Source organism: Streptococcus sp. SPS1 (assembly GCF_030439915.1).
Taxonomy (GTDB): domain Bacteria; phylum Bacillota; class Bacilli; order Lactobacillales; family Streptococcaceae; genus Streptococcus.
In genome coordinates, this window is sequence record NZ_JAQFJG010000007.1 from 67,270 (window position 1) to 86,290 (window position 19,021).

Consider the following 19,021-nt stretch of genomic DNA (forward strand, 5'->3'; position numbering starts at 1 on the left):
GCTTATAAGAATTACTAATAACACGTTTTACCAGTCTAACTAAAATACAGCTATAAAACAAGCTACACAAAGGATTTGAGGCATTTGTCTCAAGTCTTTTTCTTTTGTCTAAAACGGAGATATAGTTTCAAACTATATCAAAGCCTAATTTTTTACAATTATACAGACGCTTTCTTTTCTGTTAAGATAGTTTCAACAACAAATTTTGGAGGACACATCATGTCAACTACAATCATCGGTTTCCCTCGTTTGGGCGAATTCCGCGAATTAAAATTTACAACTGAAAAATACTTTAGAAAAGAAATCTCAGAAGAAGAACTCTTGGCAGCCGCAAAAGACTTGCGTGCTAAACACTGGAACATCGTCAAAGAAAAAGGAATCACTGAAATTCCATCAAATGACTTTTCTCACTATGACAACTTCCTAGATGCAGCTTTCCTTTTCAACGTGGTACCTGCTTCAGTTCAAAACTTGGACTTGTCTGACCTTGAGCGCTACTTCGCTTTGGGACGTGGTTACCAAGGAGAAAAAGGAGATGTTCGCGCCCTTCCAATGAAGAAATGGTTCAACACCAACTACCACTACATCGTTCCTAAATTTGAAAAAGACACTCAAGTAAAATTGGCAGGTCACAAGATTTTCGATGAATTCCAAGAAGCAAAAGAACTTGGATTGAACACTCGTCCTGTCCTTGTAGGTCCATTCACTTTCCTTCAATTGTCAGACTTTGAAGAAGGTGTGAAAGCAGAAGACTTCGTAGATAGCTTAGTGGCTGCTTACCAAGAAGTTTTTGCTAAATTGGCAGAACTTGGTGCGACTCGTATCCAATTGGATGAAGCTGCTCTTGTCAAAGATTTGACAGCTGAAGAAAAAGCTCTCTTCTTGAACCTCTACAACAAACTCTTGGCTGACAAAAAAGGTCTTGAAGTCTTGCTTCAAACTTACTTCGGTGACGTTCGTGACGTCTACGCTGACCTTGTAAACTTGCCAGTAGATGCTATCGGTCTTGACTTCGTTGAAGGTAAGAAAACTCTTGAACTCGTTAAAGGTGGTTTCCCAGCTGATAAGACTCTTTATGCAGGTATTGTCAATGGTAAAAACATCTGGCGTAACAACTACGAAAAGAGTTTGGCTGTTCTTGAACAAATTCCAGCTGAAAACATTGTCTTGACAAGTTCATGCTCACTTCTTCATGTGCCATTTACAACTGCTAATGAAGAATTTGAATCAGCAATCTTGAACCACTTTGCCTTTGCGGTTGAAAAATTAGATGAGATCCGTGATTTGGATGCTATCCGCAATGGTCAAGGTGAAGAAGCACTTGCAGCTAACAAAGAACTCTTTGCGACTGAACGTGTGGGTGAAAATGCTGAACTCCGTGCGCGTATCGCTGATTTGACAGACGCAGACTACACTCGTTTGCCAGCCTTTGCAGAACGTGAAGCCATCCAAGAAGAAACTCTTAAGCTTCCAGCTCTTCCAACAACAACTATCGGTTCATTCCCTCAAACCAAGGAAGTTCGTGCCAAACGTTTGGCTTACCGTAAAGGTGAATTGTCTCAAGAAGAGTACGACGCTTTCCTTGCTGAAACGATTGACGAATGGATCAAGTGGCAAGAAGATATTGACTTTGATGTCCTTGTTCATGGTGAATTTGAGCGTAATGACATGGTTGAGTACTTCGGTCAAAACTTGTCAGGTTACCTCTTCTCTAAAAATGGTTGGGTACAATCATACGGTATGCGTGGGGTTAAACCACCAATCATCTGGGGTGATGTCACTCGTCTCAACCCTATCACTGTTAAATGGTCTAGCTATGCACAAAGCCGTACAAACAAACCTGTTAAGGGTATGTTGACTGGACCTGTTACCATCCTCAACTGGTCATTCCCACGTGAAGACATCTCTATCAAGGATTCTACTCTTCAAATCGCCCTTGCTATCAAGGATGAAGTGCTTGACCTTGAAGCTGCTGGTGTGAAAATCATCCAAATCGACGAGGCTGCTCTTCGTGAAAAATTGCCACTTCGCCGTAGCGACTGGTACGAAGACTATCTTGACTGGGCTATTCCTGCCTTCCGCTTGGTACACTCAACAGTAGCGCCAGACACACAAATCCACACTCACATGTGTTACTCAGAATTTACAGATATCATCCCAGCTATCGATAACATGGATGCAGACGTTATTTCCTTTGAGGCTAGCCGTTCAAACCTTGAAATCTTGGACGAACTCAAAGCGAAAAACTTCCAAACAGAAGTAGGACCTGGGGTTTATGATATCCACTCTCCTCGTGTGCCAAATGAAGGCGAAATCGACAATACAATCGAAGCCATCCTTGCTAAAGTGCCAAGCAAGAAAGTTTGGATCAACCCAGACTGTGGTTTGAAAACACGTGGTATTCCAGAAACAAAAGAAAGCTTGATCCGCCTTGTTGAAGCAGCGAAAGCTGCGCGTGAGAAATTGTAAGATAAGGATTTCTCAAGAAGCGCTGTTTGGTCAATCTGCCTGTTTCACTTGGATTCTAGGAATCCAGCTAACGAAAAAAATCAACTAGAAAAGGATAATGACTATGTCACGCCAAACACCGTCACTCTCATTTGAAGTGTTCCCTCCCAACCCAGCCGTGGGTAATGATAACATTATTTCTGCTCTTCAAGATATGCAGGAGTTGGCTCCTCACTTTATCAGTGTAACTGCCAGCAATAATAAATTTAATATCAAGGAAACGACGGTTTGTTTGGCTGACTTTATCCAAAATGACTTGGCGATTCCGACTATTGCCCACTTGCCAGCTATCTATTTGACTAAGGACAAGGTTGCTGAAACTATTGCAGACTTGGACAAGGTTGGAGTGCAGAAAATCTTGGCTCTTCGTGGGGATATTATTCCAGATGTGGAACCACAAAAGGATTTCCGCTACGCAACTGACTTGATTGAGTTCATCAAGGAGCAAGCCCCTCACTTTGATATTGTTGGCGCTTGCTATCCAGAAGGACATCCAGATTCACCAAATCAGATTTCAGATATTCAAAATCTTAAGAAGAAAGTGGATGCAGGTTGTTCGAGCCTTGTAACTCAGCTTTTCTTTGACAATGAGCGCTTCTATGATTTCCAAGACAAGTGTATCTTGGCTGGGATTGATGTTCCAATTCATGCAGGGATTATGCCAATTCTGAATCGAAGTCAGGCTCTCCGCCTCTTGAAGACTTGTGAGAATATCCATCTTCCACGCAAATTCAAAGCCATTTTAGACAAGTATGAGCATGACCCTGAGTCGCTCAGAGCAGCAGGACTTGCCTATGCAGTGGACCAAATCGTGGACTTGGTAACTCAGGATGTTGCAGGTGTTCATCTCTACACCATGAACAATGCAGAAACAGCAAAATACATCCACCAAGCAACTCATGCCTTGTTTAATCATCAGTCTCTAGGATAATAAAAAGCAAACCATTCTTCTCAAGTGAGGGGAATGGTTCCTTTTTCATGGTAAAGACCGCACTTTTTAAGAAAAATATGATAAAATAGACTCTGTACGTACTTGATACAAAGATGAGGGTATTTAGGTTGTAGAAGTTTGTTTAAAGTTGATTATTTTTTAAACAAAATCTAATAATGTGTGTCTCAAAAAACACGAACAGAGTGAGTATTTAAAAGATATTTCACGCTATCGTGGTATCTTAGATGATAACAATATTATTATCTAAGACGGGATTTTTGAGAGTAAAATAGTTCGGGAAACTATTTTAGCCTGAGCATAGAAATGAAAAGGCGAAGTAATTAAAAATTACCATTGAAATTCCATTGGATTTCTAAAATCATCCACTGGATAATTTTACCTCCCGTCCGCACTATTTCAGGGAAATATCAAAAAGATACTTAATTGAATTTTGGCCTCATTTCTTAGGAAAAAAGATAAGCTTCCTAGCACTCATCGAGTGCGGCGTCACCTTCCTATTTTTCTACAGAAATGTTCGGCAAGCCGAACCGTCCAAAATATCTTGTGTAACTGAACACGCCTACAACTCTGTGGAAAAAGATAAATCTACCTAGGAGCATTCGCTCCGTCGTTCGATTTCCTATTTTCCTTTGAGTTGCTTAACGGCTTAGTATCTTGAGTAATTGAACCCGGCCGAAAAGCTGTGTAAAAAAGATAAACTGTCTTGTCTTCATCGAAGACTTCGTCAGTTTCCTATTTTTACTTTGCTTTTGACGTCCTTGGTATCTTGAGAATTGAACACGCCTACAACTCTTTGGAAAAAGATAAATCTGCCTAGGAGCAGTCGCTCCGTCGTTCGATTTCCTATTTTCCTTTGAGTTGCTTGACGGCTTAGTATCTTGATTTTTGTAGGCAAGGCGTATAATTTTATCAATCCAAAGGGGATTAAAATGACAAAACATGTGTTTCAAACGACTTTTGCGGGTCGTGAGTTAATTGTAGAGACTGGTCAGGTTGCTAAGCAAGCAAATGGCGCAGTTGTCGTGCGTTACGGTGAGTCAACTGTCTTGACTGCTGCCGTGATGTCTAAGAAAATGGCAACTGGAGATTTCTTCCCTCTTCAAGTCAACTACGAAGAAAAAATGTATGCGGCTGGGAAGTTTCCTGGTGGCTTTATGAAACGTGAAGGACGTCCTTCAACAGATGCGACTTTGACAGCGCGTTTGATTGACCGTCCAATCCGTCCTATGTTTGCGGAAGGTTTCCGTAACGAAGTGCAAGTGATTAACACTGTGCTTTCTTACGATGAAAATGCATCTGCACCAATGGCTGCTATGTTTGGTTCATCCTTGGCGCTTTCTATCTCAGATATTCCATTTGACGGACCAATCGCTGGGGTACAGGTGGGCTATGTAGATGGTCAAATCATCATCAACCCTAGTCAAGAACAGGCAGAGCAATCTCTTCTTGAATTGACAGTAGCTGGGACTAAACACGCTATCAACATGGTAGAGTCTGGTGCTAAAGAATTATCAGAAGAAATCATGCTGGAAGCGCTCCTTAAAGGGCACGAAGCGGTCAAAGAATTGATTGCCTTCCAAGAAGAAATCGTTGCTGCTGTCGGTAAGGAAAAAGCAGAAGTGGAATTGCTTCATGTGGACGCTGACTTGCAGGCTGAAATCATCGCAGCCTACAACAGCGACCTTCAAAAAGCAGTTCAAGTAGAAGAAAAATTGGCTCGTGAAGCTGCAACTCAAGCAGTTAAGGACCAAGTAACTGCCGTTTACGAAGAAAAATATGCAGACCACGAAGAATTTGACCGTATCATGCGCGATGTGGCTGAAATCTTGGAACAAATGGAACACGCTGAAGTGCGCCGTTTGATCACAGAAGACAAGGTGCGTCCTGATGGTCGTAAGGTCGATGAAATCCGTCCTTTGGATGCGGTTGTTGACTTCCTTCCTCGTGTGCACGGTTCAGGTCTCTTCACTCGTGGACAAACGCAAGCCCTTTCTGTCTTGACCTTGGCTCCGATGGGAGAAACTCAAATCATTGATGGTTTGGATCCAGAGTACAAGAAACGCTTTATGCACCACTATAACTTCCCTCAATATTCTGTAGGGGAAACAGGTCGTTATGGTGCGCCTGGTCGTCGTGAAATTGGTCACGGTGCTCTCGGTGAGCGTGCCCTTGCTCAAGTCTTGCCAAGTTTGGAGGAATTCCCATACGCTATCCGTTTGGTAGCAGAAGTCTTGGAATCAAACGGTTCTTCATCTCAGGCTTCTATCTGTGCGGGAACTCTTGCCCTTATGGCTGGTGGGGTGCCAATCAAGGCGCCAGTAGCTGGTATTGCTATGGGACTTATCTCAGATGGAAATAACTACACAGTCTTGACAGATATCCAAGGTTTGGAAGACCACTTTGGAGACATGGACTTCAAGGTTGCAGGTACTCGTGACGGGATTACAGCCCTTCAAATGGATATCAAGATCCAAGGGATCACTGCAGAAATCTTGACTGAGGCTCTTGCCCAAGCCAAGAAAGCCCGTTTTGAAATTCTTGATGTGATTGAAGCAACCATTCCAGAAGTTCGTCCAGAATTGGCTCCAACTGCTCCGAAAATTGATACGATCAAGATTGATGTGGACAAGATTAAGATTGTCATCGGTAAGGGTGGAGAAACCATCGACAAGATTATCGCTGAAACAGGCGTTAAGATTGATATTGACGAAGAAGGAAATGTATCTATCTACTCGAGCGACCAAGGTGCTATCAATCGTGCTAAAGAGATTATTGCTGGTTTGGTTCGTGAAGCTAAGGTGGATGAAGTTTACCGTGCTAAGGTTGTTCGTATCGAGAAATTTGGTGCCTTTGTTAACCTCTTTGACAAGACAGATGCTCTTGTTCATATATCTGAGATGGCTTGGACGCGTACCAATAATGTCGAAGACTTGGTAGCAATCGGGGATGAAGTTGATGTTAAGGTTATCAAGATTGATGAAAAAGGACGTGTGGATGCTTCTATGAAAGCCCTTCTTCCTCGTCCTCCAAAACCTGAACGTGACGAAAAAGGTGAGAAGTCTGAGCGTCCTCATCGCCCACGTCATCACAAGGACCACAAACCTAAGAAAGAATTTACAGAAACACCAAAAGATTCAGAATAAGAAAAGGAGAAATGTATGGGATGGTGGCGCGAAACCATTGATATCGTAAAAGAAAATGATCCAGCGGCCCGCACCACTTTGGAGGTTTTGCTGACTTATCCAGGTGTCAAGGCCTTGGCGGCCCACCGTCTTTCACATTTTCTCTGGAAGCATGGCTTCAAACTCCTGGCTCGTATGCACAGTCAGTTTTGGCGCTTTTGGACTCAGATTGAGATTCATCCAGGTGCCCAGATTGATTCAGGTGTCTTTATCGACCACGGTTCAGGCTTGGTGATTGGAGAAACAGCGATTGTTGAAAAGGGTGTTCTCCTTTACCACGGAGTAACTCTTGGTGGAACAGGGAAAGACTGTGGCAAACGCCATCCGACCGTTCGAAAGGGAGCTCTCATATCAGCTCATGCCCAGGTTATCGGACCAGTGGAAATTGGTGAAAATGCTAAGGTCGGTGCAGCAGCAGTTGTCGTGGCAGATGTACCTAGTGATGTGACGGTTGTTGGTATTCCTGCCAAGATTGTCCGCCTTCATGGTAAGAAAGACGAGCCGGTCATTCATGAGGTTGAAGAAAAACGAGAGTATTACGTCAATAAACTCGAGCAGGCTAAAGAAGCTAGTCACAGATCGTCTGGGTTGTAGAGGATACCTATATGATTCAAGTAAGAAACAAGTTAAGCCAAGAGGAGCTATCTGAGGCGAAAAAACTAATTAACTGTTGTCAAAACTACGACGGTACCTATCGTGATCCCTATCTCTCTAACATGCTTAATTTTGCCCCAAACATGCCCGCCTTTTTCCTTTATTATGAAAAAGGCGAACTTGTTGGTTTATTAACTGTCTATGCAGATGACCAAGATGTGGAAGTGACGATACTGGTTCATCCAGTTCATCGCCGTCAGGGGGTTGCGCGTGCATTGTTTACTAGTTTTGAGAGAGAAACAGCTTCTTTTCCGATTCATTCAGTTACTTTTCAGACAGAGCGTGTTTTTCTAGACCGCCATCCTGATTTTATCAGCAACTGGGGATTGGTCGAGGATGAAGAGACAGAAACTTGGTTAGGTAAGGATAGAAAACCTTATCCGTTAGCAAATATTTCCAATCTTGAAGTTTTGTTAGCAGATAGTTCGTATCAGGATCAAATTAGTCAGTTAAAATTTCAGGCATTCTCAGAGGAACATGAGTCTAGAGAGATTGTGGATAGATATGTCGCTGAAGCTCTGAAGGATCCAGAAAGTCGCTTATATATTTTATTAAAAGACGGTCAGGTTATTGGAACGTGCACGGTAGATTTATCGACTAATACGAATTACTTCTACGGTTTAGCAATATCTGAACCTGAACGTGGGAAAGGCTATGGAAGCTACTTAGCAAAATTCCTTGTCAACCAACTGATTGAGCAAAATGATAAGGAGTTCCAAATTGCAGTAGAGGATAGCAATGTAGGTGCCAAACATTTGTATGAAAAAATTGGCTTTGTCAAACAGACTCAGGTGGTTTATCTGAATGAGAAAGGAGCAAGGGATTCCGAAGTGTAGAGAGATTCGGACTGAAATTCAATTGAACTCTTAGTGATGAAACTAACTGTTCTCGGATTTTGGCTTTCCTGACTATTATTTTATGATTAAAATCTACGACACCATGTCTCGTGATTTGCGAGAATTTGTCCCGATTGAGGACGGCAAAGTAAAGATATATGTTTGTGGGCCAACCGTGTACAACTATATCCACGTGGGGAATGCCCGTTCGACGGTGGCTTTTGATACCATTCGTCGCTATTTTGAGTATCGTGGTTATGAGGTTGCCTATATTTCCAATTTTACGGATGTGGATGATAAGATTATCAACCGTGCCAAGGAGGAAGGTATCACGCCTCAGGAGGTTGCGGACAAGTACATTGCTGCCTTTCGTGAGGATGTGACGGCCTTGGGCGTGAAACCTGCGACTCGCCATCCGCGTGTGGTGGAGTTTATGGCTGACATTATCCGCTTTGTGGGAGACTTGATTGAAAAAGGTTTTGCTTATGAGAGCCAAGGAGATGTCTATTTCCGTGTGGAAAAATCTCACAACTATGCCAAATTGGCTAATAAAACCTTGGAAGATTTGGAGCTGGGTGCTTCAGGTCGTACCGATGAAGAAACAGCTCGTAAGGAAAATCCTGTAGACTTTGCCCTATGGAAAGCTGCCAAATCAGGCGAGATTTCTTGGGATAGTCCTTGGGGATCTGGTCGTCCGGGCTGGCATATCGAGTGTTCGGTCATGTCGACAGAGATTTTAGGTGATACCATTGATATTCACGGTGGTGGAGCCGACCTAGAGTTTCCACACCACACCAATGAAATTGCCCAGTCAGAAGCCAAAACAGGCAAGACCTTTGCCAATTACTGGATGCACAATGGCTTTGTCAACATCGATAATGTCAAGATGTCCAAATCCTTGGGCAACTTTATTACCGTACACGATGCCCTTAAAACTCTTGACGGACAGGTACTTCGATTCTTCTTTGCGACTCAACATTATCGCAAGCCTATCAACTTTACGGAAAAGGCAGTGCGAGACGCTGAGACCAATCTCAAGTATTTGAAAAACACTTATGAGCAACCATTTACAGGAAAAGTGGATGTCAAAGAGTTACAAGCTTTTAAAGACAAGTTTGTAGCAGCTATGGATGAAGATTTTAACGCTGCTAACGGTATCACAGTGGTCTTTGAAATGGCCAAATGGATTAACTCAGGTAACTATGATGCAAGTGTTAAGGAAGCTCTGGCGACTATGTTAGAGGTCTTTGGAATTGTCTTTGTTGAGGAAGTTTTGGATGCAGAGATTGAAGCCTTGATTCAAAAACGCCAAGAAGCGCGTGCTAATCGTGACTTTGCGACAGCGGACCAGATCCGTGACCAATTGGCTGCTCAAGGGATTAAGCTCCTTGACACCAAAGATGGAGTGAGGTGGACACGTGATTGATGTCAATCTCATTAACGGGATTGCGTTAGCTTTTGAGGGGGACGCGGTGTATTCCATGTATATTCGCCGTCACCTCATTCTAAAAGGTATGACCAAACCCAATAAACTCCATCAAGAAGCGACCAAGTATGTGTCAGCCAAAGCTCAGGCTCGCCTGATTTCTCTTATGTTGGATGAGCAGGTCTTAACAGAAAAAGAAGAAGAGGTCTACAAGCGAGGTCGAAATACCAATAGCCACACCAAGGCCAAAAATGCTGATGTGGTGACTTATCGCATGTCCACAGGTTTTGAAGCGGTCATGGGCTATCTCCATATGACTGATAATCTAGAACGTCTTGAGAGCTTGATTTCGTGGTGTATCCAAAAAGTGGAGGGCTAGGACATGATGGCAAAAGAACTACAAGACTGGTTTCCTGAGGCTCAGATTTCAGACCAACCAGTAGAGAAAGAAGGCTATCTCACTCTCCCTTTAGCTTCTCAGCAGTGGCTTTTGCTGGAGGAAGCTGGGCTCAGTGAGCGTGAAAAGCAGTTGGTTGCCCTCTTGACCCAGCAGGAGCAGGCTCGTTCGCTCAATCCTTGGTATTCCTATCTGATTGAGGGTAAGGGACAGGCGCCGAAAACTTTTAAAAAGATTCAGTTGGTTTATTGTCATCTTTCCTATTTTCAGCAGGAAAATCTAGCTTCTTGGCTGGATATGATGCGGACCCTTTTTCCTAACTGTCAGACAGTGCTGCAGGTCGGAGCTCAGGATTATGTTTTCATACTTCAACAAGATAAATACACCTCTGTACGAGCTATTTTAAGTGATACGATTGAAGCGGTTGAGTATGACTTTGGACTGCGTCTATCTATCATGTTGGGTCAGGTTTGGTCTCAGACGGGGCATCAAGCCCTATCAGACTTGATTAAAGCGGAGCGGGATTTGTTTAAGACTTGGTGGCGTCAGGGTCACCAAGGTGTTCATACTTTTTCTCAGCTCTATCTTTGGAGTATGGGAGAAAGACTTGTGGACTTGAGAGCAATCAAGGAATGCTTGCACCAGATGATTTTGGATCAGGATCAGATTCAGGAAATCATTCTCTCTCTTTGGGAAAATAGTGCTGTCCTAACAAAAACAGCCCAGCAACTCTATCTGCACCGCAATTCTCTCCAATATAAGATTGATAAATGGGAAGAATTGACAGGGCTTCAGTTGAAGGAATTGACTGACCTGACCTTGTGTTATCAATTGATTTTACCAGATATTTTATAAAGTTTTGTGCAAGTTGCACAGAACTTTTTTATTTTTTTGGTCACCTTGCCATAGAAATATAAAGCGTTTTCATCTATAATAAAACTATCAAAAGACAAAAGGAGTTCACCTCATGGTAGAATTGAATCTTAAAAACATTTACAAAAAATATCCAAATAGCGAACACTACTCAGTTGAAGACTTCAACTTGGACATTAAAGACAAAGAATTTATCGTTTTCGTAGGTCCTTCAGGATGTGGTAAATCAACAACTCTTCGTATGATTGCTGGTCTTGAAGACATCACAGAAGGTACTGCATCTATCGATGGCGTGGTTGTCAACGACGTAGCTCCAAAAGACCGTGACATCGCCATGGTATTCCAAAACTACGCTCTTTACCCACACATGACTGTTTATGACAACATGGCTTTCGGTTTGAAATTGCGTAAATACAGCAAGGAAGACATCGACAAACGTGTGCAAGAAGCAGCAGCAATCCTTGGTTTGAAAGAATTCTTGGATCGTAAACCAGCTGACCTTTCAGGTGGTCAACGTCAACGTGTTGCCATGGGTCGTGCAATCGTCCGTGATGCAAAAGTATTCTTGATGGACGAACCTTTGTCAAACTTGGATGCAAAACTTCGTGTATCTATGCGTGCTGAAATCGCTAAAATCCACCGTCGTATCGGAGCTACAACTATCTACGTAACTCACGACCAAACAGAAGCGATGACACTTGCAGATCGTATCGTTATCATGTCAGCAACTAAGAACCCTGCTGGTACAGGTACTATCGGACGTGTAGAACAAATCGGTACTCCTCAAGAAGTTTACAAAAACCCAGTTAATAAATTCGTAGCAGGATTCATCGGAAGCCCAGCTATGAACTTCATCAATGTGAAATTGGTTGGAAGTGAAATTATTTCAGACGGTTTCCGTTTGAAAGTTCCAGAAGGAGCATTGAAAGTTCTTCGTGAAAAAGGCTACGAAGGTAAAGAATTGATTTTCGGTATTCGTCCAGAAGACGTGAATGCAGAACCTGCTTTCCTTGAAACATTCCCAGAATCAGTTGTGAAAGCTACTATCTCTGTATCAGAGTTGCTTGGTTCAGAATCTCATCTTTACTGCCAAGTTGGTAAAGATGAATTTGTTGCCAAAGTTGATGCTCGTGACTACTTGCAAACAGGTGCAACAGTTGAACTTGGATTTGACTTGAACAAAGCACACTTCTTCGATGTAGAAACTGAAAAAACAGTCTACTAAGCAAATGAAATGTCAAAACACTGCTAGAAATCTAGCAGTGTTTTTTGCGGTTGAGTAGAAAACTCTCCTGGGAAATTTCAGGAGAGTATGAGTAATTATTTGAACTTGAATCCTTCGTAAATAAGCTCTGTTTTTGGATTTTGTTTCTTAATCTGTTTGGCAAGTGACTTCATCATAGAAAGAGGACCACACATATAGACGCTTGCATGTTTGGGCACTTTTTCTTGATCAAAATTAAGATAGCCGTCTTTCCTACTGTCTACTAGATGGAGTTCAAAATTAGGGTTTTTCTGAGCATAGTCACGGAGCAAATCTAGGTAGACTGCATTTTCATCTCCACGGAAGCTATAGTAGAAGTGAACCTGTTTATCTAAAATAGGATGTTCACGGATGTAAGAGATGAAGGGGGTTATTCCAATGCCTCCAGCAATCCAAACCTGATTTTCTCGTCCTTCTTCTATAATCATGTGTCCGTAAGCTCTGTCTACGCTTACTTTGCTGCCGACTTGAAGATTATCATAGATATTCTTGGTATGGTCGCCTGAATTTTTGACAGTAAAGTAAAGAGTTTGGCCATGACCTCCTGAGATAGAAAAGGGATGCGGAGCACTTTCAAAGCCTTCTTGGAAAATCTTTAGAAAGGCAAATTGTCCTGATTGATAGTTGAAAGGTCTGCTAAGATGGATTTGAATTTCTCTAGTATCGTGATTTAAGCGTTTGAGATTGGTAATTTTCCCTAGATAGGGAAAGGAAATCTTTTGATAAAGGAAGATGATGTAAAAACCAGCTAGTAAGCCTAAAAGGGCATAGATACCAACAAGAAAACTTAGAAGATTAAATGTGAGGAGGCGATTGCCCATCATCATGTAGACGTGAAAGAGTCCGAAAATATAAGCTAGGTAAACCAGGCGGTGAATCCATCTCCAAGCTTCGTATTGGATGTATTTGCCTAAATAGGCGACAAGGATGATACTGACAAAGATATAGATGGCAAGGTTGCCAAACTGAGCAGCTAAGCGAGAGCCCCACAAACCGCCCATACTAAAGTTATGAAAGATGAGTAGGATGATGGAGAGAAAGGCTGTGAATTTGTGGATAGTATAGACCTTCTCCAAGCCGTGAAACCAGTTTTCTAGTAGTGGGAGACGAGTGGCTAGGATAAAAGTCAGAGATAGGCTTGTTAAAGCTAGTCCTGGAATCATGAATTGGGGAGAAGTGTTCATCCAAGTCAAAATAGTCAAGAGAAAACTAGCTATGATAAAGAGTAGTCCTTTGATTGATTTCATAGAAAATTCCATTTCATTAATATTTTGATTTGTTGTAAATAAATTTGTTACATTTTATCATAGAAAAAGTATGGTGTCAAATCTAGGTGTGTAAATCTCTGTTCTCATCAAAAAACTCTCCAATGAACTGGAGAGTGGCTGTTTATTCTGCGGCTTGTTGCCAATGTTTTGCTAGCATATGAGATAGGCTAGAAATAGCTAGGTTAAAGCTGAAGTAGATGAGGGCAATCAGGATATAAAGACTAAACACTTGCTCTGGTTCAAAATAACGGCCCATGAGAATTTGGCTGGCTCCAAAGAGCTCTTGTAGGGCGATAACAGAGTAGAGAAGACTGGTATCCTTAATCACGGTTACAAACTGAGAAATGATGGCTGGCAGCATTTTGCGGATGGCTTGTGGAAGAATAATATGGTAGAGGATTTGGGTTGCTGTAAATCCTTGTGACATTCCTGCTTCATACTGTCCCTTATCCACAGCATTGAGGCCACCTCGGATAATCTCAGCTAGGGCTGCTGATGTAAAGAGGGTAAAGGCAGTAATACCTGCTGGAGTGGATTTCATCTTGAAAACTAAAAAGATAGTGAAAATCCAGAGGAGGTTGGGAACGTTGCGCACAAACTCGATGTAAATGCTGGAGATGATACGCAAGACAGGATTTTTTCCATTTCTCATGACAGCTAGCACCGTACCGATAAGGGTAGAGAGGACGATGGCAATTAGAGAAATGTAGAGGGTCAAGCCAAATCCTTTAAAGATAAAGACTAGGTTATCTGGGGTCAAAACTTCTAAAATGGATTCCATAGTAACCTCCTAAAGTGAATAGGCTTTTTTGTTGGCTTGCTCCATCTTGCGACCAAACTGGGCAACAGGGAAGCATAGAGAAAAGTAGAGAAGGGCAGCACCTAGAAAGGCTGGGATATAGTTTCCGTTAAGTGCTGACCAAGACTTGGTCACAAACATCAAGTCCACTCCAGATATGATAGCGACTGTCGAGGTGTTCTTAATGAGGTTAACAATTTGGTTGGTCAAAGGAGGGAGAATGATACGAAAGGCCTGAGGCAAGATAATCAAGCGCATGGCACTGATATAGGTAAAACCTTGCGACAAGGCGGCTTCCATCTGACCGCTAGGAATAGACTGAATACCTGAGCGAATAACCTCAGCAATATAGGCACCGTGATAGAGTCCTACACAGAGAACAGCTGTCCAATAAATAGGAATCATGATGATATGGTCACTGATAAGAGGTAGGCCATAAAAAACAATAACAAACTGCACCAAGAGGGGAGTGTTTTGGTAAAATTCCACAAATATGCGAGCTAAAATGCGCAAAATTGGACGTTTGCTGGTTGACATGGCTCCAAAGAAGATGCCCAAGATCATAGCGAGGATAAAGGATCCAATTGCTAGGGCAAGGGTGAAGAGGAATCCATTGAAAAATTGTCCAAAATCCTGAAAATAGGCTGTCCAAGATGATAAATCTGTCATGGGGTGTCCTCCTTATTCTGCGGAATGGCTAGATGGTTTGAGCTTGTAACGGTCATAGAGTTTTTGTAAACGGCCATCCTTGCTCCATTTAGTAACCAAGTTATCGAGATAGTCGTTGAGCTCGGTATTTGATTTCTTGGTAACGATACCGTAGTCAGATGGCTTGAAACTATCATCTAGTAGTACTGTGCGTTTGCTGATGTAGCCAGATAGGATAGAACGGTCAACGGAAAAGGCATCAATACGGTGAGCGTGCAGGGAAGTAATCAATTCTGGGTAGGAACCAAGTTCGACGAATTTAAACTTCAGACCTTTCTTTTTACCCAGTTCAGTAATCAGGCGTTGGGTGATGGAACCTTGGGCAACTCCGATGGTTTTGCCGTTTAGGTCCTCAATCTTTTTGATTTTGGCAGACTTATTGACCAAAAATCCAGATGCGTCTGTGTAGTAAGGGCTGGTAAAGTTGTAGAGTTTTTTGCGTTCGTCTGTGATGGTGAAGGTTGCAATGTCCATGTCAACCTGTTCATTATCTAGGAGCGGTCCACGAGTTTGCGCAGTAACAGGCACATAGCGAACCTTGACCTTGAGCTCATCAGCGACCATCTTGGCCAGGTCAGTTTCGATACCAGAATAGGTCCCTGTCTTGGGATCCTTGTAGCCAAAATTGGGAACATCTTGTTTGACACCGACAACCAGCTCGCCCCTCTTTTGAATATCTGCGACACTGGTATCAGCCTGAACTGGTTTTGTAGCAGCAAGGCCGAAAAGGCTAATCAATAATGCTGATAAAAAGAATTTCTTTTTCATAGGCGCCTCCTTATTTTACTTTGTCACTTTCGTGGTTGATGATTTTGCTGAGGGATTGTTGGGCACGAGGTTCGCTTGGATTGTCGAAAAAGTCATCAACATCTGTCGTATCCACCAAAACTTCTCCGTCAGCCATAAAGATGATGCGGTCCGCAACTTCACGGGCAAAGCCCATTTCATGGGTAACGACAATCATATTCATACCCTCGTGGGCCAATTTTTGCATAACAGCCAGAACGTCTCCGATGGTTTCAGGGTCAAGAGCAGATGTTGGCTCATCAAAGAGAAGGAGCTCTGGATGCATAGCGAGTCCACGTGCAATGGCAATCCGTTGCTTTTGTCCACCAGATAGCATGGCTGGATATGAATCTTTCTTGTCCCACATATTTACAAATTCCAGATATTTTTGAGCTGTTTTTTCAGCTTCTTTTTTATCAATTCCTAGAACTTTTATGGGTGCAAGTGTTACGTTTTCTAACACTGTTTTGTGAGGGTAGAGGTTAAAATGCTGGAAAACCATGCCGACTTCCTTACGTAGAGGTACCAAATCTTTCTGGTTGGCACCAGCAACTTGGTGACCATTTACTAGAAGGCTTCCTTTGTCAACAGCCTCCAAACCATTGATGGTGCGGATAAGAGTGGATTTCCCAGAACCAGATGGTCCGAGTAGGACAACGACTTGTCCTTTTTCAAAACGGAGATTGATGTCGCGGAGTGCGTGGTAGTCTCCGTAATATTTTTCGACGTGTTCAAATTCTACTAAAGCCATAAGGAATCTCCTTTGTGTTAGATTTTATAACATGATTCTACACCAAAAGATTTGTCTTGTCAAATCATATCTGAAAAAATTCACTAAAATTTTATAAAAAAGCAATCTGGATAGAGAAAACGTCTAAATCATGTTATAATGAAGCAATAGAATTCTTAGAAAGAGTGGATGTCTTTTTGATAACACCTACTTATGAATGGCAGTTTGCCCCGCAGGTAGAAGATGCGGATTTTACAAAAATAGCCAAGAAGGCTGGACTGGGTCCTGATGTGGCTCGGTTATTATTTGAAAGAGGAATTCAGGACCAAGAAAGTCTGAAGAAGTTTTTAGAACCTTCCTTGGAGGACTTGCACGACCCTTATCTACTCCATGATATGGATAAGGCAGTGGAACGGATTCGTCAGGCCATTGAAGAAGGGGAAAATATCCTCGTTTACGGTGATTATGATGCGGATGGCATGACTTCGGCTTCGATTGTTAAGGAAAGTTTGGAACAGCTTGGCGCTAAGTGCCGGGTTTATCTGCCCAATCGTTTTACCGATGGCTATGGCCCTAATGCTAGTGTCTATAAATACTTTATCGAGCAAGAAGGAATTTCCTTGATTGTGACGGTGGATAATGGGGTTGCTGGTCACGAAGCCATTGAATTGGCCCAGTCTATGGGAGTGGATGTCATTGTGACTGACCACCATTCCATGCCTGAAACCCTGCCTGATGCCTATGCCATCGTTCACCCTGAGCATCCGGATGCGGACTATCCTTTCAAATATTTGGCTGGTTGCGGAGTGGCCTTCAAGCTAGCTTGCGCCCTTTTAGAAGAAGTGCAAGTGGAATTGCTTGATTTGGTTGCTATCGGAACCATTGCTGATATGGTGAGTTTGACAGATGAGAACCGTATCTTGGTTCAGTATGGTCTGGAAATGTTGGGACATACTCAGCGCATTGGTCTACAAGAAATGCTGGATATGGCTGGGATTGCCGCCAACGAAGTAACAGAAGAAACGGTTGGTTTCCAGATTGCCCCTCGTTTGAATGCCTTGGGCCGCTTGGATGATCCCAATCCTGCCATTGATTTGCTGACTGGGTTTGATGATGAGGAAGCGCACGAGATTGCTCTCATGATTCATCAGAAAAACGAAGAGCGCAAGGAAATTGTCCAGTCTATCTATGAAGAAGCTAAGACCATGGTGGACCCTGAGAAGAAGGTCCAAGTCTTGGCCAAGGAAGGCTGGAATCCTGGGGTTTTAGGAATCGTGGCTGGTCGTTTGTTGGAAGAACTAGGGCAGACAGTCATCGTTCTCAATATAGAGGACGGTCGTGCCAAGGGCAGTGCTCGTAGTGTGGAAGCAGTAGATATTTTTGAGGCTCTGGATCCTCATCGAGACCTTTTCATCGCCTTTGGTGGCCATGCTGGCGCTGCAGGAATGACGCTGGAAGTTGAGAAACTTTCAGATTTATCTCAGGTTTTGGAAGATTATGTCCGTGAAAAAGGCGCAGATGCTGGTGGCAAGAATAAGTTAAACCTAGATGAAGAGTTGGATTTGGAGACTTTGAGTCTTGAAACAGTCAAGAACTTTGAGCGCTTGGCACCTTTTGGAATGGACAATCAGAAACCTGTCTTTTATATCAAGGATTTTCAGGTCGAAAGTGCCCGTACTATGGGAGCAGGTAATGCCCATCTCAAACTGAAAATTTCTAAGGGTGAGGCTAGTTTTGAAGTGGTAGCCTTTGGTCAAGGCAGATGGGCGACAGAATTTGCTCAAACCAAGAATCTAGAGTTGGCAGTCAAATTGTCTGTCAATCAATGGAATGGTCAAACCGCCCTCCAGTTGATGATGGTGGATGCGCGTGTGGAGGGGGTTCAACTCTTTAACATTCGTGGGAAGAATGCAGTCTTGCCAGAAGGAGTTCCAGTCTTGGATTTTGCTGGAGAATTGCCAAATCTGGCGGATAGTGAAGCTGTTATCGTAAAAACCGTTCCTGAGGATATTACTCAGCTGAAGACCATTTTTCAGGAACAGAATTTCTCTGCTGTCTATTTCAAAAATGATATTGACAAGGCCTACTATCTGACAGGCTATGGGACTAGAGAGCAGTTTGCTAAATTGTACAAGACTATCTACCAGTTTCCAGAGTTTGATATTCGCTATAAGCTGAAAGATTTGGCAGCTTATCTTAATATTCAGCAAATCTTGCTGGTCAAGATGATTCAAGTATTTGAAGAGCTAGGCTTTGTGAAGATCAAAGATGGTGTCATGACAGTGAATAAAGAGGCACCAAAGCGGGAAATCGGAGAAAGTCAAATTTACCAAAATCTCAAACAAACCGTCAAAGACCAAGAAATGATGGCGCTGGGTACCGTGCAAGAAATTTATGACTTTTTAATGGAAAAAGAGTAGATGATAGGAAAGAGTTGGGCAACCAGCTCTTTTTTGAAAACGAATCTTCATTTTGAAAATCATCAAAAAAATGGTATAATGGTAGGAAAAGATTCGGCTAATACTCAATGAAAATCAGAGAGCAAACTAGGAAGCTAGCCGCAGGTTGCTCAAAGCATTGCTTTGAGGTTGTAGATAAGACTGACGAAGTCAGTCACATATATAATCCAAGGCGAAGC

Annotated in this window: 15 protein-coding genes; 10 read left to right on the forward strand and 5 right to left on the reverse strand. The window is 42.6% G+C overall.

The window, feature by feature from the left end; all coding sequences use genetic code 11:
* Window positions 1–219 precede the first annotated feature (219 nt).
* The 9 genes from metE to PCY12_RS06560 all read left to right on the forward strand — a co-directional run bounded on the left by metE (window position 220) and on the right by PCY12_RS06560 (window position 12,053).
* Window positions 220–2,469, forward strand: coding sequence for a 5-methyltetrahydropteroyltriglutamate--homocysteine S-methyltransferase (gene metE, locus PCY12_RS06520; protein WP_262079323.1), 2,250 nt, complete (start codon window positions 220–222; stop codon window positions 2,467–2,469).
* Between the two features lie 103 nt (window positions 2,470–2,572).
* On the forward strand, window positions 2,573–3,439 hold the full coding sequence (gene metF / locus PCY12_RS06525) for a methylenetetrahydrofolate reductase [NAD(P)H] (protein WP_262079321.1): 867 nt from the start codon (window positions 2,573–2,575) through the stop codon (window positions 3,437–3,439).
* Window positions 3,440–4,389: 950 nt separating this feature from the next.
* Window positions 4,390–6,603: a polyribonucleotide nucleotidyltransferase gene (pnp, locus tag PCY12_RS06530; protein WP_262079319.1), complete on the forward strand. Its 2,214-nt coding sequence runs from the start codon at window positions 4,390–4,392 to the stop codon at window positions 6,601–6,603.
* A gap of 15 nt (window positions 6,604–6,618) precedes the next feature.
* A complete protein-coding gene (gene cysE / locus PCY12_RS06535) occupies window positions 6,619–7,236 on the forward strand; it encodes a serine O-acetyltransferase (RefSeq protein ID WP_172931214.1) in 618 nt (205 codons plus the stop codon).
* Between the two features lie 11 nt (window positions 7,237–7,247).
* Window positions 7,248–8,132 carry a GNAT family N-acetyltransferase gene (locus PCY12_RS06540; protein ID WP_262079314.1) on the forward strand — a complete coding sequence of 295 codons (885 nt, stop codon included), beginning with the start codon at window positions 7,248–7,250 and terminating at the stop codon, window positions 8,130–8,132.
* Between the two features lie 82 nt (window positions 8,133–8,214).
* Window positions 8,215–9,558, forward strand: coding sequence for a cysteine--tRNA ligase (gene cysS, locus PCY12_RS06545; protein WP_301352129.1), 1,344 nt, complete (start codon window positions 8,215–8,217; stop codon window positions 9,556–9,558).
* Window positions 9,551–9,937, forward strand: a complete 387-nt coding sequence (locus PCY12_RS06550; RefSeq protein WP_301352131.1) for a Mini-ribonuclease 3 — start codon at window positions 9,551–9,553, stop codon at window positions 9,935–9,937. Before cysS ends, PCY12_RS06550 begins: the two co-directional genes overlap by 8 nt.
* A gap of 3 nt (window positions 9,938–9,940) precedes the next feature.
* On the forward strand, window positions 9,941–10,810 hold the full coding sequence (locus PCY12_RS06555) for a PucR family transcriptional regulator (protein WP_301352133.1): 870 nt from the start codon (window positions 9,941–9,943) through the stop codon (window positions 10,808–10,810).
* Window positions 10,811–10,922: 112 nt separating this feature from the next.
* Window positions 10,923–12,053 (forward strand): ABC transporter ATP-binding protein, encoded by a 1,131-nt coding sequence (locus PCY12_RS06560; protein ID WP_033686510.1) that lies wholly within the window; start codon window positions 10,923–10,925, stop codon window positions 12,051–12,053.
* Between the two features lie 95 nt (window positions 12,054–12,148).
* Here PCY12_RS06560 and PCY12_RS06565 read toward each other — a convergent pair whose 3' ends face one another.
* From PCY12_RS06565 to PCY12_RS06585, 5 genes are all read right to left on the reverse strand, one after another.
* A complete protein-coding gene (locus PCY12_RS06565; RefSeq protein WP_301352135.1) occupies window positions 12,149–13,339 on the reverse strand; it encodes an oxidoreductase in 1,191 nt (396 codons plus the stop codon).
* Window positions 13,340–13,481: 142 nt separating this feature from the next.
* Entirely contained in the window at window positions 13,482–14,141 is a 660-nt protein-coding gene (locus tag PCY12_RS06570; protein WP_301352137.1) for an amino acid ABC transporter permease, read from the reverse strand.
* A 9-nt stretch (window positions 14,142–14,150) separates the two neighbouring features.
* Complete coding sequence (locus PCY12_RS06575) at window positions 14,151–14,828, reverse strand: amino acid ABC transporter permease (RefSeq protein WP_057518587.1); 678 nt, start codon at window positions 14,826–14,828, stop codon at window positions 14,151–14,153.
* A gap of 12 nt (window positions 14,829–14,840) precedes the next feature.
* On the reverse strand, window positions 14,841–15,635 hold the full coding sequence (locus PCY12_RS06580) for a transporter substrate-binding domain-containing protein (protein WP_301352139.1): 795 nt from the start codon (window positions 15,633–15,635) through the stop codon (window positions 14,841–14,843).
* 10 nt (window positions 15,636–15,645) lie between these two features.
* Complete coding sequence (locus PCY12_RS06585) at window positions 15,646–16,404, reverse strand: amino acid ABC transporter ATP-binding protein (protein ID WP_301352140.1); 759 nt, start codon at window positions 16,402–16,404, stop codon at window positions 15,646–15,648.
* Between the two features lie 176 nt (window positions 16,405–16,580).
* Here PCY12_RS06585 and recJ point away from each other — a divergent pair, with 176 nt between their 5' ends.
* The gene (recJ, locus tag PCY12_RS06590; RefSeq protein WP_301352142.1) at window positions 16,581–18,803 is read left to right on the forward strand and encodes a single-stranded-DNA-specific exonuclease RecJ; all 2,223 of its coding nucleotides are present in this window, start codon (window positions 16,581–16,583) and stop codon (window positions 18,801–18,803) included.
* Window positions 18,804–19,021 lie beyond the last annotated feature (218 nt).

Coding starts and splice junctions, on each gene's coding strand:
- PCY12_RS06565 (WP_301352135.1), bottom strand. CDS start 13,339: ATGAAATCAATCAAAGGACTACTCTTTATCATAGCTAGTTTTCTCTTG.
- PCY12_RS06540 (WP_262079314.1), top strand. CDS start 7,248: ATGATTCAAGTAAGAAACAAGTTAAGCCAAGAGGAGCTATCTGAGGCG.
- PCY12_RS06555 (WP_301352133.1), top strand. CDS start 9,941: ATGATGGCAAAAGAACTACAAGACTGGTTTCCTGAGGCTCAGATTTCA.
- cysS (WP_301352129.1), top strand. CDS start 8,215: ATGATTAAAATCTACGACACCATGTCTCGTGATTTGCGAGAATTTGTC.
- cysE (WP_172931214.1), top strand. CDS start 6,619: ATGGGATGGTGGCGCGAAACCATTGATATCGTAAAAGAAAATGATCCA.
- PCY12_RS06580 (WP_301352139.1), bottom strand. CDS start 15,635: ATGAAAAAGAAATTCTTTTTATCAGCATTATTGATTAGCCTTTTCGGC.
- PCY12_RS06585 (WP_301352140.1), bottom strand. CDS start 16,404: ATGGCTTTAGTAGAATTTGAACACGTCGAAAAATATTACGGAGACTAC.
- pnp (WP_262079319.1), top strand. CDS start 4,390: ATGACAAAACATGTGTTTCAAACGACTTTTGCGGGTCGTGAGTTAATT.
- metF (WP_262079321.1), top strand. CDS start 2,573: ATGTCACGCCAAACACCGTCACTCTCATTTGAAGTGTTCCCTCCCAAC.
- PCY12_RS06560 (WP_033686510.1), top strand. CDS start 10,923: ATGGTAGAATTGAATCTTAAAAACATTTACAAAAAATATCCAAATAGC.
- metE (WP_262079323.1), top strand. CDS start 220: ATGTCAACTACAATCATCGGTTTCCCTCGTTTGGGCGAATTCCGCGAA.
- PCY12_RS06570 (WP_301352137.1), bottom strand. CDS start 14,141: ATGGAATCCATTTTAGAAGTTTTGACCCCAGATAACCTAGTCTTTATC.
- PCY12_RS06575 (WP_057518587.1), bottom strand. CDS start 14,828: ATGACAGATTTATCATCTTGGACAGCCTATTTTCAGGATTTTGGACAA.